This window comes from Mycolicibacterium parafortuitum (assembly GCF_002086815.1).
GTDB classification, from domain to species: Bacteria; Actinomycetota; Actinomycetes; order Mycobacteriales; family Mycobacteriaceae; genus Mycobacterium; species Mycobacterium parafortuitum.
Genome location: NZ_MVID01000013.1, coordinates 33,231 through 48,285 on the forward strand (window position 1 = coordinate 33,231; position 15,055 = coordinate 48,285).

At 68.5% G+C, this 15,055-nt stretch carries 19 protein-coding genes; 7 read left to right on the plus strand and 12 right to left on the minus strand.

What is annotated here, in order from left to right:
• Window positions 1-5: 5 nt before the first annotated feature.
• From BST38_RS15365 to BST38_RS15380, 4 genes are read right to left on the minus strand one after another with little or no spacing between them, the layout of a single operon-like run.
• Window positions 6-728, minus strand: coding sequence for an SDR family NAD(P)-dependent oxidoreductase (locus tag BST38_RS15365; RefSeq protein ID WP_083144202.1), 723 nt, complete (start codon window positions 726-728; stop codon window positions 6-8).
• Window positions 725-1,465: an SDR family oxidoreductase gene (locus tag BST38_RS15370; RefSeq protein WP_083144203.1), complete on the minus strand. Its 741-nt coding sequence runs from the start codon at window positions 1,463-1,465 to the stop codon at window positions 725-727. Before BST38_RS15370 ends, BST38_RS15365 begins: the two co-directional genes overlap by 4 nt.
• A complete protein-coding gene (locus BST38_RS15375) occupies window positions 1,462-1,875 on the minus strand; it encodes a cupin domain-containing protein (protein WP_083144204.1) in 414 nt (137 codons plus the stop codon). Before BST38_RS15375 ends, BST38_RS15370 begins: the two co-directional genes overlap by 4 nt.
• Window positions 1,868-3,034 (minus strand): NAD(P)/FAD-dependent oxidoreductase, encoded by a 1,167-nt coding sequence (locus BST38_RS15380; protein ID WP_083144205.1) that lies wholly within the window; start codon window positions 3,032-3,034, stop codon window positions 1,868-1,870. Before BST38_RS15380 ends, BST38_RS15375 begins: the two co-directional genes overlap by 8 nt.
• Window positions 3,035-3,205: 171 nt before the next feature.
• Between BST38_RS15380 and BST38_RS15385 the strand changes: the two genes are divergently transcribed.
• Together BST38_RS15385 and BST38_RS15390 are read left to right on the plus strand one after the other, a co-directional pair.
• Window positions 3,206-4,153 (plus strand): alpha/beta hydrolase, encoded by a 948-nt coding sequence (locus tag BST38_RS15385; RefSeq protein WP_083144206.1) that lies wholly within the window; start codon window positions 3,206-3,208, stop codon window positions 4,151-4,153.
• 43 nt (window positions 4,154-4,196) lie between these two features.
• Entirely contained in the window at window positions 4,197-5,222 is a 1,026-nt protein-coding gene (locus BST38_RS15390; protein ID WP_083144207.1) for an NAD-dependent epimerase/dehydratase family protein, read from the plus strand.
• Between the two features lie 57 nt (window positions 5,223-5,279).
• Here the strand turns inward: BST38_RS15390 and BST38_RS15395 are convergent, their stop codons facing one another.
• On the minus strand, window positions 5,280-6,641 hold the full coding sequence (locus BST38_RS15395; RefSeq protein ID WP_110781763.1) for an FAD-binding oxidoreductase: 1,362 nt from the start codon (window positions 6,639-6,641) through the stop codon (window positions 5,280-5,282).
• A 62-nt stretch (window positions 6,642-6,703) separates the two neighbouring features.
• Here BST38_RS15395 and BST38_RS15400 point away from each other — a divergent pair, with 62 nt between their 5' ends.
• The gene (locus BST38_RS15400) at window positions 6,704-7,048 is read left to right on the plus strand and encodes a hypothetical protein (protein WP_083144209.1); all 345 of its coding nucleotides are present in this window, start codon (window positions 6,704-6,706) and stop codon (window positions 7,046-7,048) included.
• A 6-nt stretch (window positions 7,049-7,054) separates the two neighbouring features.
• On the opposite strand, the gene BST38_RS15405 is transcribed toward BST38_RS15400, so the two are convergent.
• On the minus strand, window positions 7,055-7,534 hold the full coding sequence (locus BST38_RS15405) for a DUF3237 domain-containing protein (protein ID WP_083144210.1): 480 nt from the start codon (window positions 7,532-7,534) through the stop codon (window positions 7,055-7,057).
• Window positions 7,535-7,630: 96 nt separating this feature from the next.
• On the opposite strand from BST38_RS15405, the gene BST38_RS15410 reads away from it, so the two are divergent.
• Entirely contained in the window at window positions 7,631-8,263 is a 633-nt protein-coding gene (locus tag BST38_RS15410; protein ID WP_083144211.1) for a winged helix-turn-helix transcriptional regulator, read from the plus strand.
• Here the strand turns inward: BST38_RS15410 and tap are convergent.
• A complete protein-coding gene (tap, locus tag BST38_RS15415; protein ID WP_083144212.1) occupies window positions 8,260-9,504 on the minus strand; it encodes a multidrug efflux MFS transporter Tap in 1,245 nt (414 codons plus the stop codon). The two genes, BST38_RS15410 and tap, sit on opposite strands and share 4 nt — an antisense overlap.
• A gap of 91 nt (window positions 9,505-9,595) precedes the next feature.
• Window positions 9,596-10,270, minus strand: coding sequence for a sensor domain-containing protein (locus BST38_RS15420; protein ID WP_083144213.1), 675 nt, complete (start codon window positions 10,268-10,270; stop codon window positions 9,596-9,598).
• Between the two features lie 113 nt (window positions 10,271-10,383).
• Here BST38_RS15420 and BST38_RS15425 point away from each other — a divergent pair, with 113 nt between their 5' ends.
• Window positions 10,384-11,232 carry a uracil-DNA glycosylase gene (locus BST38_RS15425; RefSeq protein WP_083144214.1) on the plus strand — a complete coding sequence of 283 codons (849 nt, stop codon included), beginning with the start codon at window positions 10,384-10,386 and terminating at the stop codon, window positions 11,230-11,232.
• A gap of 38 nt (window positions 11,233-11,270) precedes the next feature.
• Window positions 11,271-12,320, plus strand: a complete 1,050-nt coding sequence (locus BST38_RS15430) for an LLM class flavin-dependent oxidoreductase (RefSeq protein WP_083144215.1) — start codon at window positions 11,271-11,273, stop codon at window positions 12,318-12,320.
• Here BST38_RS15430 and BST38_RS15435 read toward each other — a convergent pair.
• The 3 genes from BST38_RS15435 to BST38_RS15445 are packed head-to-tail and all read right to left on the minus strand — an operon-like array spanning window position 12,317 to window position 13,699.
• Window positions 12,317-12,775 (minus strand): nitroreductase family deazaflavin-dependent oxidoreductase, encoded by a 459-nt coding sequence (locus BST38_RS15435; RefSeq protein ID WP_083144216.1) that lies wholly within the window; start codon window positions 12,773-12,775, stop codon window positions 12,317-12,319. The genes BST38_RS15430 and BST38_RS15435 overlap by 4 nt on opposite strands.
• 3 nt (window positions 12,776-12,778) lie before the next feature.
• Complete coding sequence (locus tag BST38_RS15440) at window positions 12,779-13,216, minus strand: HIT family protein (protein ID WP_083144217.1); 438 nt, start codon at window positions 13,214-13,216, stop codon at window positions 12,779-12,781.
• Window positions 13,217-13,225: 9 nt separating this feature from the next.
• Window positions 13,226-13,699, minus strand: coding sequence for a VOC family protein (locus tag BST38_RS15445; RefSeq protein WP_083144218.1), 474 nt, complete (start codon window positions 13,697-13,699; stop codon window positions 13,226-13,228).
• A 27-nt stretch (window positions 13,700-13,726) separates the two neighbouring features.
• Between BST38_RS15445 and BST38_RS15450 the strand changes: the two genes are divergently transcribed.
• Window positions 13,727-14,560, plus strand: coding sequence for an AraC family transcriptional regulator (locus BST38_RS15450; protein WP_083144219.1), 834 nt, complete (start codon window positions 13,727-13,729; stop codon window positions 14,558-14,560).
• On the opposite strand, the gene BST38_RS15455 is transcribed toward BST38_RS15450, so the two are convergent.
• Window positions 14,538-15,041 (minus strand): DNA-deoxyinosine glycosylase, encoded by a 504-nt coding sequence (locus BST38_RS15455; protein WP_083144220.1) that lies wholly within the window; start codon window positions 15,039-15,041, stop codon window positions 14,538-14,540. The genes BST38_RS15450 and BST38_RS15455 overlap by 23 nt on opposite strands.
• Between the last annotated feature and the right edge of the window lie 14 nt (window positions 15,042-15,055).

Below are 15,055 nucleotides of genomic sequence, written 5' to 3' on the forward strand. Positions count from 1 at the left end.
TCCTATCAGACGGCGGTGCCGCCGCCGTCGACGTGCAGGGTGGTTCCGGTGATGAAGCTGGCACGCGGGGAGACCAGAAAATAGATGGCCTCGGCGATCTCGGTGGGATCTGCGGTCCGCCCGAGCGGGAGTGCGCGGCCGAGTTCGTCGTTGGTTTCCCCCCATTCGGCCGCGACACCCTCGGTGGCGGTCGGGCCTGGCGCGACGTTGTTGACCCGGATGTTGTGCGGACCGAACTCGACTGCCCACGTTCGGGTCAACTGCTCGACGGCTGCTTTGGATGCGCTGTACACCGACGCGCCGGGAACACCTTTGGACGCCACCATGGAGGTGACGTTCACGATGGCCCCGCCGCCGCGTCGGATCATGACGGGCGCCGTCTCGGCCACCAGGAAGTAGAGCCCTCTGACATTGGCGGCGAAGGTGTGTCCGAACTCGTTCTCGTCCTGGTCGACGGTCAAGCCGGCAGGGAAGCGAGCGGCGTTGTTGACCAGGATGTCGACCTCGTACTTCTTGGCCAGCCGTTCCACGCCGGCCGGGTCGGCCATGTCGACGGCGGCGAATCGCGCTGTCGGACCGAGATTTTCCTTTGCCTGCTGTCCGCGTTGGGGGTTGCGGCCGGTGATGATCACCGAGGCGCCCCCGTCCACCAGTCGCCGGGCTGTCGCAAAGCCGATGCCGGCGGTCCCGCCGGTGACCAGGGCGGTACTCCCGGCAAGTTCGGTCATCGGTCCAGCCACTCTGCGAGCCGGGTGGTACCCAGCTCGGCGCCATCGTCGGTGACCAGGCTGTTCTGCTGGACAGGGACACCGAAGTAGGTGGCCTGCGGATCGACGACGACAGGCAGGTCCTTACCCTGAGCGGCGAAGACGGCGCGGGCCAGGTCGGCAAACGACATCTTCTCTGGCCCGCCGAAGTTGAGGACAGCGTTGTGCGGCGCCTCGGTGGCCACCCCCGCGACCACGCCCGCGACCTCGGCTGCAGCAACGGGCTGGATCAAGGCGTCCGGCGCATGGACCTGACCGTCGACCACCAGTGATCCGGCGATTCCTTCGGTGAATTCGTGGAACTGGGTGGCCCGCACGATGGTGTAGGGCACGCCGGAGTCGGCCACCAGTTGCTCCTGGAGATGCTTGCCGTGGAGGTAGCCGTCGGCCTCGATGCTGCCGACGCCGACGATCGACAACACCACGTAGTGCCGCACATCGGCCTTCTTGGCTGCCGCGAGCAGGGTGGTGGCCGAGGCGGTGAAGAACTCCAGTGCCGGGCCGGGTTCCAGGGTGGGGGAGTTGAGCACGTCGACGACCACATCGGCGCCCTCGAAGGCAGCGCCCACACCGTCTCCGCTGACAGCGTCGACCCCGGAGGACCGAGAAGCGGCTTTGACGTCATGTCCTGCGGCGCTGAGTAATTCGACAACCTGGGCACCGATCAGGCCGGTAGCGCCCACCACGGTGATCTTCATGACTGTCCCTTCTGAAATCGGCGGTCCTTGCGTTGTTCGAGTTCTGCGCCGTCGACGAGGACGAACATGTCGACGCCCGGCTGACAGAGCATGGTGACCAGGAAACGTAGCGAGATGTCCTCGCGGTTGTTGCCGTCCGAGTAGTGGATGACGTCGCCGCCCGGTTCCCAGAACGCCTCGCCGGCCTTGATGAGGCGCGGTGCTTCCCCCTCGAGCTCGAAGAGCATCTCTCCCTCGAGGACGTAGCCGAAGCACGGCCCACCGGGATGACGATGCGGCGGCGCACCTTTGTCTCCCGGACCCCATTCGATGATCGCGGTCATCGCGTCGGCGCCCTCAGGGATGAGGGGCGGTTTGACCGATTGGATGACGGTCATCGCCGTCATGAGCTTCTCCATGACGTCAGACATCGACTGTTCCTCTCTTCAGATTCTTTTGTCGCTTACCGCCTTTGGGCCAGAAATAGCTGCCCGGTTTGCGGGCCTCCTTGGCGAGGAAGGAGACCGTGCCCTTGCACACTGATTCCTTGATGGTGGCGGCGAGGCGACCGCCGAGGTGCAGCGGCAGCGCTTCGTCGTTGAAGTGCGACATCTGGATGGTGCCGGCGTGGCGGCCCAGGCTGATGCACTGGCCAACCGAGGCCGGGTTCAGGTTCTCGGGATCGTTCCCGTCGAGTCGCGCCAGGACGGTGTCGGCGGCGTGGGAGGCCAGCGGCATGGCGAGTTGACAGCTCATCCGCAGCGGCTGTGCAGACGGTGAGGCAGCGTCTCCGGCGGCGATGATCGTGGGGTCGTCGACGCTGGTGAGAGTTTCGTCGGTGAGCAGCCGGCCCAGTCGGTCGGTGCTCAGTCCGCTGTCGGCGGCCAGTGTGGGGACGCCGAAACCCGCGGTCCACACGGTGGCCGCACTCGGTAGTTCCTTGCCGTCCCGCAACGCGATTCGGTCTGGCTGAACTTGCGTGACGGTTTCGTTGTCGACGACGGTCACACCGAGCTTGCTCAGGCGCTTGGCCACCGAGCGGCGGCCGCCCTTGGCCAGCGAGGGGCCCAGCGCACCGGTGACCAAAGTGACGTTGCGGCCGGCTTCGGCGAACTCGGAGGCGGCTTCGATACCCGTAAGGCCGCCGCCGACCACCACGATCGGCGCCTGGATCGGAATGTCGACCAAGCGCGCGGCCAGCCGCTGCGCAGCCTCTAGTTCGCCCAGCGGATAGGCGAATTCAGCGGCACCCGGTATGGCGGCCGGGACCGGGGCGGTGCTGCCGACGGCATAGATCAGGTAGTCGTAGTCAAGGGTTGCGCCAGAGGACAGCCGCAGCGAGTGAGCGGCGGCGTCGATGCGCTCGGCACTGTCGACCACCAATGTCACCGAGCCGGCAAGCACCGTCGAATAGTCCTCGATTGCGTCGTCGTTACCGGCGACCAACTGGTGCAACCGGATTCGTTCGACGAACTGCGGCCGCGGGTTGACCAGGGTGACGTCGTTGTCGGGGCGTTGGCGCAGCCGGTTGGCGGCCAGGACACCGGCGTATCCGCCGCCGACGACCACGATGCGCGTGGTGGTACTCATCTGTTTCTCCTCACGCCTACGACGCTGCCATCCAGGGGCTGGTCAGGGACCACGGAAAACCCGTAGTCCTCGGCCCGTGGCGCGCTACACCCGGTAGTCACGCGCTGCATGCGGCAAGGACTACGGGTTTTCCGTGGTCCCTGGTCTGCGCTGTGCTGGGAGGCTGCCGGTATGAGTGATCACGTGCTGGAACCGGCGGCCCAGGAGTTCGCCGATGCGACGGCCACACCACCGTTCCTTTATGAGTTGGGCCCAGAGGGTGCTCGCAAGGTGCTCGACGATGTGCAGGCTGCTCCGATCGACAAGCTCGACGTCGACGAGCGGTGGGTCACGGTGCCCTGCGAAGACGGCGATGTGGCCGTGCGGATCGTGACGCCGCCCGCCGCGCATCGTCCGCTGCCGGTGGTTCTCTACATCCATGGCGGGGGCTGGGTGCTGGGCAATGCGGCGACTCATGACCGCCTGGTGCGCGAGTTGGCGGTCGGTGCCCACGCGGCAGTGGCGTTCGTGGAGTACGACCGCTCACCGGAGGCGCGGTACCCGGTGGCGATCGAGCAGGCCTATGCCACCGCCCAGTGGATCACCGAGCGCGGCGTCAGCGAGGGTTTGGACGCCGCGCGGATGGCTGTGGCAGGTGATTCAGTGGGCGGTGACATGGCCGCTGCGGTGGCGATCATGGCCAAACAGCGTGGCGACGTCACCTTCATCCATCAGTCGCTGTACTACCCGGTGACCGACGCCGGCCAGGACACCAGCAGTTACCGAGAGTTCGCCGAGGGCCCGTTTCTCACAGCGAAGTCGATGGCGTGGTTCTGGGACTGCTATCTGCCCGACGCGGCGACGCGCTCGGAGATCACCGCCTCGCCGCTCCGCGCCACTGTCGACGACCTGCGGGATTTGCCGCCGGCGCTGGTGATCGTCGACGAGAACGACGTCCTGCGCGACGAGGGCGAGGCCTATGCCCGGAAACTGACCGCGGCCGGTGTGCGCACGACGAGCGTCCGGTTCAACGGCATCATCCACGACTTCATGATGCTCAACCCGCTGCGCGGCACCGCGGCAACCACCGCGGCGGTCGAACTGGCGGTCCACACATTGCGGAAAGCCTTCGAGATATGAACACCACCGATGAGATTGCCCCGATCAGATCTCGTCAACGCGGATGAGTGACAAGTCCTTGGTGCTGGTAACCGGTGCCGCCGGCTATGTCGGCAGCCACGTCGTCAGTCAACTGCTCCGCCGACGATACCCGGTGCGCGCCGCCGTGCGTAGCCGAGCCCGAGCCCGGGAACTCTCCGAAACCGTTGCCGGGCAGGGGCTGGACCCGGGACTGATCGAGATGGTGCCGGCCGACCTCACTGCTGACGACGGGTGGCCGGAGGCGGTCGCCGGAGTCGCAGACGTGCTGCATATCGCCTCACCGTTCCCGGCCGAAGCTCCTGAGAACGACGATGAGATCGTCATCCCCGCGCGCGAAGGCGCCTTACGGGTCCTGCGTCATGCCCGCGATGGGGGCTGCCGCCGGGTCGTCATGACGTCCTCGTTCGCCGCCGTGGGGTACTCCGACAAAGCGGGCGAGCACTGGACCGAGGACGACTGGACCGACCCGGACGACGACAACACCGCCTATATCCGGTCCAAGGCCATTGCCGAGCGCGCAGCATGGGACTTCATCGAAACGCAGGGCGGCGGGCTCGAACTGACGACGTTGGTGCCCGTGGGTATTTTCGGTCCCACTCTCGGCCCGCATCTGTCCACGTCGGTGAAGTTCATCCAGTCGATGCTCACCGGTGCTCTCGATCGAGTTGCTCCGCAGTACTTCGGCGTCGTCGACGTGCGCGACGTCGCGACCGCCCACTTGCAGTCGCTGACGACGGCCGGCGCAGCCGGTGAACGCATCCTGCTGGCGGCCGACGGACCTGCAGAGAGCTTTCTGGGGATCGCGCGCATCCTGCGCGAGGGTCTGGGGGTCGCGGCGGCGAAGGTTCCCACCAGCGAGTACAGCGAAGCCGAAGTCCGCGAACTCGCTCAGACAGTGCCGGCGTTGCGCGAGGCGGTGTCTCGGCTCGGTCGGCGCCCGCAGATCAGCAACGCAAAGGCCAAGGCGGTGCTGGGCTGGGTACCGCGTCCGGTTAGCGAGACCATTCTTGATACCGCGCAGTCGCTGATCGCCAACGACCTGCTGTGATCACAGGATGAGACGAACTTACGCAAGCCTTGCGTCGACGGCTTGATCGAGGACCGGTCAGAAACCCGCGCCGGGGTTCAGGATGCCGTCGGGGTCCAGCGCGGCCTTGATCCTGCGGTTGAGCTCCATCGCCTCGGGCCCGAGCTGGCCCGCCAGCCACGGCCGCTTGAGCCGGCCGACCCCGTGCTCGCCGGTGATGGTGCCGCCCAGCGACAACGCCAGGTCCATGATCTCGCCGAACGCCTGCTGGGCGCGCTGTTCCATCGCGGCGTCGGACGGGTCGAACACGATCAGCGGATGGGTGTTGCCGTCGCCGGCGTGCGCGATCACCGAGATCAGCAACTCCCGCTCAGCAGCGATCTTTTCGACCCCGCTGACCAGGTCGGCCAGCGCGGGCAGTGGAACGCCGACGTCTTCGAGCAGCAGCGACCCCTTGGCTTCGACGGCGGGGATCGCGAACCGGCGGGCCGCGACGAACGCCTCGCCCTCGTCCGGGTCGGAGGTCGAGAACACCTCGGTCGCGCCGTGCCGGGTGAAGACCTCGGCCATGAACTCGGCGTCCTGCCCGCCTGACGGGCCGCGGTCGTCGCTGGCGGCGACCATCATCGCGGCGGCGGTGCGGTCGAGACCCATCCTGAGTTTGTCCTCGACCGCGTTGATCGCCGTCGAGTCCATGAACTCCAGCATCGACGGCCGGATCTTGCCGGTGATCGTCACGACCGCGTTCGCCGCGTCGGCCACCGAGTCGAACGTCGCGACCACCGTGCACGGGGTGTTCTGGGCGGGCAGCAGCTTAAGGGTGACCTCGGTGACGATGCCCAGCGTCCCCTCGCTGCCGACGAAAAGTTTGGTCAGCGACAGCCCCGCCACATCTTTGAGACGAGGTCCGCCGAGGCGGACGGCGGTCCCGTCGGCCAGCACGACCTGCAGGCCCAGCACGTAGTCGGTGGTCACCCCGTACTTCACGCAGCACAGTCCGCCGGCGTTGGTCGCGACGTTGCCGCCGATGCTGCAGATCTCGAACGACGACGGATCCGGGGGATACCAGAGCCCGTGCTCGGCCACCGCCTTCTTGACCTCGGCGTTGAGCAGACCCGGTTGTGCGACGGCGGTGCGGGTCACCGGGTCGACCGCGATGTCGCGCATCCGCTCGGTGCTGACGACGATGCTGCCGTCGAGAGCCGTTGCGCCGCCGGACAAACCGGTACCCATACCGCGCGGGACGACGGCGACGCGGTTCGCGCCGGCCCAGCGCAGGATGGCCTGGACCTCCTCGGTGCGGCGCGGCCGCACCACCGCGGCAGGGGTACCCGCGCCCGGATCGGCCGCCCGGTCCTGTCGGTAGGACTGGAGGATGTCGGGGTCCGTGACGACCGTGCCGTCGGGAAGCTCGGCGATCAGGGTGGCCAGCTGGTGCACAGCCGCCAGTCTAGGTCTGGGCGATGTGAGATTACGGCCGTGTTACGGCTATCGTTCCGGGCATGCGGGACAGTGTGGTCTTCGCTCAGGTGAGGGCGTTGCAGGGGCGGAAGAGGTCGGCGCGACTGTCGGCGACGGCGTTGGAGATCCACGTGCGCGCCGTCGCGGATCGCACAGGCGCGGCCTACCCGGCGTTCGTGCCTGACGAGCGGCTCGATGCGATCGCCCCCGGGCCGGTGACGACGATGGCGGCGCTTGAGCTGTGTATGGCGGGGATGTGGTACCGGGCTTCGGACGGCTACGTGATCGCCGACCTGGATCTGATCGAACACTTCGCTCGGCCCGTCGGGCGGCGCTGGTTGCATGCGGTCGGCCGATTCTTCAAGGAGTACCTGATCCCGGTCTGAGCGCCGTCAATGCACCGCGAACACGCGATAGTGCACCTGCGTGAGTGAGGCCTGGTTGAGCGCGACCGTGTGCACGCTGTTGAGCCAGCGGTAGCGCGCGTCGTCGGTGTCGAACAGCGGCGTCGAGTGCGCCGACATCTGGTCGTGCCGGATCAGCTCGCCGGCGGCGAATCGCGTTGCCGCGGCGTCGTCCATCCAGACCCGGCCGGTGCTGGTGAGATGGATGTGGGCGCCGTCATCGGTGCGCACCGTGGCCCGGACGTCCAGCCGCGCCACCCCGTCGGTGCCGAACAGGATCCAGTCGCCGCCGCCGGGCAGGACATCGCCGGCGATGCGCGGTCCCTCGCAGCGTCCGCGCCGGATCGGGTAGGTCAGGCGCCGTCCGACCGGGGTGTCGAAGATCTGGACGGGGTCGAATTCGATGCGGATGTCCAGCAGGTGCTCGAGCCTGGGCGTGGCGTCGATGTCGACGAGAGGTGTTGTCACCGGCCCTCCTTCATCGTTCGAGCCGACGCTACGACCACTGCTTGGAAAAAACAAGTAGAAACTTGGAAAAACCAACTGAGGCGGTATGCTGGCGCCGTGCCCTCCCGGACGTACGGTCAGTACTGCGCGCTGGCCAAAAGCCTCGACGTGGTCGGCGATCGCTGGACGCTGCTGGTGGTCCGGGAACTGCTCGACGGGCCGGCCCGCTACGGCGATCTGCTCACGGCGCTGGCGCCGATCTCGACCGACATACTCGCGAACCGGTTGCGGCAGATGGAGACTCACGGCCTGGTGGCCAAGCGCCACCTGCCCAAACCCGCGTCGGGCGCGGTGTACGACCTGACCGCCGACGGCCGAGCGCTCGAGGGCATCGTCAACGCGCACGCCCGCTGGGGGCGGCGCCTACTCGGCACCCGCGAGCCCGGTGACGTGGTCCGGCCGCAGTGGCTGGCCCGGGCCGTGCGCGCGTTCGTGCGTGACGACCGCGCCGGTCCGCCGGTGACGCTGCGTCTCGTCGTCCCCGAGGGGCAGGTGACCCTCACGGTCGGGCCGGACGGGATCGAATCCGTCGGCGACGATGCGCACGCCGATGTCACATTGCGCGCAGACGCCGAAACCCTGCTCGCCGCAATGGATCCGGACCGGTCCGGGGGACTGGCGGCCACCGGCGCGCTCGAGGTCGACGGTGCGCCCGACGCGGTGCGCCGGGTCGGGGAGTTGTTCGGCTAGGTGCCGCGGGGTTCGGCGTCGAGTTCGCGCAGCGCGGGCAGGAAAACCGCCGCGACCCCGAGCGCCAGCATCGGCAACGACAGCGCGAGGAACGTGGTGTGCAGGCCGGCCGAATCGGCCAGTGGGCCGGCCACGATCAGCCCGAGCGGGCCCGCGGCGTAGGCCAGCGACCCCATCACCCCGACCACCCGGCCGCGCAGATGCTGCGGCGCCCTGGTCTGCATCACGTAGTTGTAAATCGGCGCGATCGGACCGTAGACGAACCCGACCACCGCGCACAGCACCAGGATGAGCGGCAGCGGTGGCAGGAACGCGATGACCGTCATCGCCACCCCGAGCGTCAGCACCGCGATCAGCATCACGGTGCGCCGCTTCATGTATCGCGACAACACGGCGTAGCCGAGCGCGCCGATCAGTCCACCGACGCTCAGCGCCACCAGCACCCAGCCCAGCTGGGCCGGCTCGTTGCGGTCGGTGAAGTACTTCGGGAACAGCACGCTCTCCATCGGCATGTACAGCCCGGTGGCCGCGAGGTCGACGAACGCGAGCGTGCGCAGCACCTTGCTGTTCCACACGAACCGCAGACCTTCGACGATCCCGGCCCACACCCCGTCCGACATCGCCCCGGGATCCGGCTTCCCGGTGCCCTCCAGTCGCAGCGCGCTGATCGCCGCGACCGACAACCCGAACGCGGCCGCGGTCACCCACATGGTGTCGATGCCGCCCAGCGTCGCGATCAACAGGCCGCCGATGCCGGGCCCGACGATGTAGGCCAGATTGAACACGGCCTCGTACACGGAGTTCGCGTGGTCGAGCGTCCAGTCCGCCTTCTTCGCGGCCTCCGGCAGCATCGTCTCGCGCGCCGTCATCCCGGCGGGGTCGAAGAACGCCCCCAGCGCGGCCAACCCGGCCAGCACCGCGACGTTGACGACCTGCGCGCCGAACGTCAACGCCAGCACCGGGACCGCGGCGACCGACAGCGCCGACAACGCATCGGAGATCATCGACACCCGCCGCCGGCCCAGGAAGTCGACGGCCGCACCGGCGATCAGCGTCGCGGCCAGCAGTGGCAGCGTGCCGGCCATCGCGACCACCGACGCATCCAGCGCCGACCCGCTGCGCTGCAGCACCAGCCACGGGAATGCGACCAGCGAGATGCCGTTGCCCGCGCCCGCCATCAGCGCCGCGAACATGATGAGCAGCAGGGGCGTACGCGAGCGCGGTGCGGTGTCGGCGGTCATGGGTATCGCCGGACACTAGCAGCGCGAATGCCCGGTGACGACCGACTTTTGCGCCGCGGTGCGCTATGTCACGGGCTGTGTCACCACTGGTTCACCACTGGGCGTCGACCTTGTCTGCGATCTGATGGGCGATCCGCACCGCCGAATCGCCCGGCGAAGCGCTGCACGTGTTCACGTCGACGATCACGTTGTTGCGATGCACGAGCGCCCGCCCGCAGCCCCAGCCGGGGGCGGCGGCGTCACGCTGCATCGCGACGGTGCTCAATGTGTCACCCTCGCTGACGATCTCGCCTACCGTCCACCAGGATCCGCTCTGTGTGTGGGTGTACTCGTGGCACTGTGGCCACTGCTGAACCGACGCGTCGAGGAATTCCGCGGCCTTCTCCAGATACGGGAACAGCACCACGGACTGCTTGACGTAGTGTTTCCACCCTTCACCGTCGTTGAGGCTCTCATCGCGGGATGCGGTATAGCCGCTGTTGGCATAGACCTGCAGTTCTGCGGCACCGTCGACGGCGAGGCATTCCGGCGGCGACATGATCGCGCTGTGGTCCGACAGCGCCGACTGCGCCTCGATCACGCCCATCGCGGGGGTCCCCATCGCCGCGGCGATCTCCTCGGGGCTGAGCAACACGGCGCCGAACTCGCGCTCCACCAGCGGCCGCGGAATCATCGTGCGGGTCGGTGTGGCCGACTCGGCGCTACTGGTACTGGCACAACCGCTGACCATGATCGCGATCCCCGCAATGGCTGCCGCTCGTCGCATATCACCCTCCCCATTCGAAGTGCTCAGCGCCTAATGGTGAGGCAACGACGGCGCCCCCTCCGTGAGGGAAACGGCGTTTCGTGATAACGATGAACGATGCTTCTTGGTAACGAATGATGCGTCGTCTCAAGGACCGCTTGCCGCATCCGCGCACCGGTGACCTTTTCGAGAGCCCGGTGCGGCCCGGCAGTGGCTGGCCGGGTGATCCGGCGACCGCGCGCACTGCGGTCGCGGCCACCGCCGCCGACGTGGCGGCGCTGGCCGCCGCGGCGAAAACCGTCAAGCAGGTCGACGCCGGAGTGTCGGTGTGCCGCGCCTGCCCCCGGTTGGTGCGGTGGCGCGAGGAGGTCGCCACGGTGAAACGCAAATCCTATGCCGACCAACCGTATTGGGGCAGGCCCGCACCGGGTTTCGGCTCGGCGATGCCGCGGATCTTCGTGGTCGGGCTGGCCCCGGCGGCGCACGGCGCCAACCGCACCGGACGGGTCTTCACCGGCGACCGGTCCGGCGATTTCCTGTTCGCGTCGCTGTACCGCAGCGGGCTGGCCAACCAACCCGTCGCGACCGACAGCGCGGATGGTCTGGAACTCATCGACGTCCGGGTCGCGGCGGCGGTGCGCTGCGCCCCGCCGGACAACGCGCCCTCACCGGCCGAGCGCAACACCTGCGCACCGTGGCTGGACGCGGAGTGGCGGCTGACCGGCCCGTCGGTGCGGGTGATCGTCGCGTTGGGCGGGTTCGCCTGGCAGGTCGGGTTGGCGATGGTGCGCCGGGCCGGGGGGACGGTGCCGGTGCCCGCGCCGAAGTTCGGGCACGGGGCGACCGCGAGGCTGCAGACCCCCCGCGGTGAGGTCACGCTGCTGGGCTGCTTCCACCCCAGCCAGCAGAACACCTTCACCGGCCGGCTCACGCCGCAGATGATGGACGACGTCTTCGCCACGGCATCGGAGATCTCGGCGTGACCGGGAACGGAACGGCCCCAGGAGGCGTTGTGCGATCAATGCGCCTTTCAGTCCTCGACCTCGTGCCCGTGCGTTCCGACCAGAGCACCTCCGACGCCCTGGCCGCGACCACACAGCTCGCCCAGGCAGCTGACCGGCTCGGATACACCCGCTACTGGGTGGCCGAGCACCACAACATGCCCGCGGTCGCCGCGACCAGCCCGCCGGTGCTGATCGCCCACCTGGGTGCGCACACGTCGTCGATCCGGCTCGGCTCCGGCGGGGTGATGCTGCCCAACCATGCGCCGCTTGCCGTCGCCGAGCAGTTCGCGCTGCTGGAGGCCGCCCACCCCGGGAGGATCGACCTCGGGATCGGGCGCGCGCCGGGCTCCGACCCGGTCACGTCGCTGGCGCTGCGCGGCGCGGCCGGACGCGACGACCGCGACATCGAGGCCTTCCCCGAATACCTCGACGACGTGATGGCGCTGATGGGCCGCACGGGCGTGCGGGTGCCGCTGCCCCGCGACCTGATGCGCGACAACTACATGCTCAAGGCCACCCCGGCCGCGGCCTCGGTGCCGACGCTGTGGTTGCTGGGGTCGTCGATGTACTCCGCGCGCCTCGCCGCGGCCAAGGGGCTGCCGTACGTGTTCGCGCACCACTTCGCCGGCCAGGGCACGTTGGAGGCGTTGCAGTACTACCGCGACAACTTCCAGCCGAGCAACCTGGCCTCCGAGCCGGTGACGTTCCTGACCGTCAACGCCGTCGTCGCCGAAACCCACGACGAGGCAATGCGTCTGGTGCTACCGAACCTGCAGATGATGGCCCGGTTGCGTACCGGTCAGCCGCTGGTGGCGCTGGACCTCGTCGAGGACGCCGAGGCGCTGGACATGGGGCCGCGGGCGCAGGCGGTGATCGACGGCGGACGCAACCTGGCCGTGGCCGGCGCCCCGGCCGAGGCCGCCGATCAGGTGCTGGCGCTGGCCGAGAAGTTCGGTGTCGACGAGGTGATGGTCAACCCGGTCGCGTCGGCGTACCGCGGGGTGGATCCGGCCACCGCGCCGGCCCGGGTGGCCACCCTCGAGCTGCTGGCCAAGGAGTTGTTCTAGTTCTTCGGTGTGAGCCGCACGATCGGGATCCTGCGTGACGTCCGCTTCTGGTAACCCTCGTAGCGGTTCGCGTTGCCGTCGTTGACCATCTTCCACAACCGCGGGTAGTCGGGGTCGTCCGCGAGCACCGGCGTCGCGGTCACGGGAAACCGCCTCGGTCCGACGTTGATCTCGACGTCCGGGTTGGCCTTCAGATTGTGGTACCACCCGGGCGCCTTCGGGTCGCCGCCCTTGGACGCGACCACGTAGTAGCTGCCGCCGTCGGGGAAGTACGACAGCGTGTTGGTCCGGCGCTGCCCGGTCTTGGCCCCGACGGTGTGCAGCAGCAGTGACGGCGCGACCCCGGGGAGCGGGATGCGGTGCCCGATGCGCCCGTCGGTGTTCTTGTACAGCTTGTCGTGCAGCATCAGCAGCCGAGTACCGATGTTCTGTTCGACCCACAGTGCGATGCCCATGGGTCAATCCTTCTCGGTGGCGTCCACGTGCGCCAGTGCCTCGCGCAGCAGGCGTCCGGTGGCCTCGCGGTCGGGGTCGCGGCGCACCAGCATCCCCTTGGCGAACGACAGCTTGTCGCCGGTGTGCCGGGGCACCACGTGCAGGTGGATGTGGAAGACGGACTGGAACGCCGCCTTGCCGTCGTTGATCGCGATGTTGTTGCCATCGGCGTGCAGGCCCGACCTGCGGGCGGCCTTGGCGATCCGCTGGCCGATCGCCGCCATCCCCGCCAGCGTCGAGGCCGGGGTGTCGGTCAGGTCCACGGTGTGGACCTTCGGGATCACCAGCGTGTGGCCCCGGGTGAACGGCCGGATGTCGAGGATGGCGAGGTAGTCGTCGTCTTCGTGGATACGGATGGCGGGAGCATCCCCGGCGACGATGGCGCAGAACACGCAGGACATTCCGCCACGCTAGTTGACGTTCTCCTTCGCCCACGCGGCCAGGCGGCGGTCGCGCTCCTCGGCGGAGACGTCCTCGACCCGCGTCATCACCGTCCAGCGCACACCGAACGGGTCACGCAGCGATGCGAACCGGTCTCCGGTGGCGAAGTCCTGGGGCGCCTCGCGGATCACCGCGCCGGCCTGCTCAGCCTTGGCGACCACGCCGTCGACGTCGGCGCAGTACAGCGCGACGGAGTACGTGACGGTGTCGTCGGACGCCGACGGAGCCCGGGTGCCGTACGCATCGGCAGGGTCGCCGAGTTGCAGACGCCCCGAGCCGAAATCGAGCTCGGCGTGGGCGACGGTGTCGTCCGGTCCGTCCATCTTCTCGACCAGGACGGCGCCGAACACGTCGGTGTAGAAGTCGATGGCGTCGGCGGCGCGCTCGACGCACAGGAACGGGGTCAGGCTGGTGTAGCCGGCGGGGATCGGTGCGACAGTCATGGGACCGAGTTTCGTAGCCTCGACAGTGTGGGCGCTTGGAAAAACACGACAGCCGGCGAACCGCTGCGCGGCGTGGTCGGGCGCCCGGGCAGCACCTCGATGTTCGACCTGCGTCGGTGGGCCGCCGACGGAGTGACCGCGCGGTATGTGGAGCATTTCTGGTCGGTGTCCTGGGATCTGCGGGACAAGGACCCGTTCGACAACACCGTCATCACGTTCCCGTCGCTGCATCTGACCCACGAGTGGGGCGAAGACCGTACGCGGCACGGGTTCCCGTTGCCGAACACACTCGTCCACGGCGTCGTCGAGCAGGTCTTCCGCACCACGATCAGGGCGCGGGGCTGGGTGGTCGGTGCCCGATTCCGGCCCGGCGGGTTCACCGCGAGGTTCGGCGGCGACGCGTCGGCGCTGACGGGGCGGGTGGAACCGGTCGCAGAACTGTTCGGCGCGGTCGTCGAGGTGCCCGACGACGTCGACGGTGCGGCCGCGGAGTTGGATCGGCTGATCGGACGCGGCGCCGCACCCGACGCGGTGTACCCGGTGTTGGCGAGGCTCGTGGACCGGATCAGGGATGACAGCGGCATCCATCGCGTCGACCAGGTGATGACGCATTCTCCGTGGAGCGTGCGCACGACGCAGCGGGTGTTCCGCCGCTACGTCGGGGTCCCGGTCAAGTGGGTGCTGTGCCGGTACCGCCTGCAGAACGCGGCACTGCAGATCGAATCGGACCCCGGCGTCGATTTCGCCGATCTGGCGGTGCGGCTGGGTTGGTACGACCAGGCACATTTCATCAACGACTTCCGCGCGATGCTGGGCTGCACGCCGGGTGAGTACGCCGCTAGGTACGGGACGCCGCGGTGATCTGTTGCCACGCGGCGAGTTTGGCGTCGAACGACATGGTCTGCGCCGGGCTGGTGGACGGCAGCCGGGCGAAGTTCAGGGTGTCGGGCCCGCCGACGAGTCGCCGGTAGTTCTTCTCCGCTGCCGCACCGTTGAAGTACACGTGCGTGATGGTCGGATGGGTCGCGTAGAACGCGCCGAAGTCGTTGGGCACCATGCTGTCCGGCTCGACCGCGGAATCGAGGCTGCCGACGCGGCGGCAGTGCTTGAGCACATCCCACACCGCGACCCCGGCGCCGGTCAGCGCGGCGACGCGCTCGTCGTACGGTGCGGTGGCGTCGAACTCGAACAGGGCCGCGGTGAGACGCCAGAACGCGTTGCGGTCGTACCAGTAGTAGCGCTGCGCGCGCAGTGACGCGACGCCGGGCATGTTGCCGAGGATGAGGATGCGCGGGTTGGCCGAGACCAGCGGCGGAAAGCTCTCCAGGGTCGGCGACGTCATGGTCCCGACCGTAT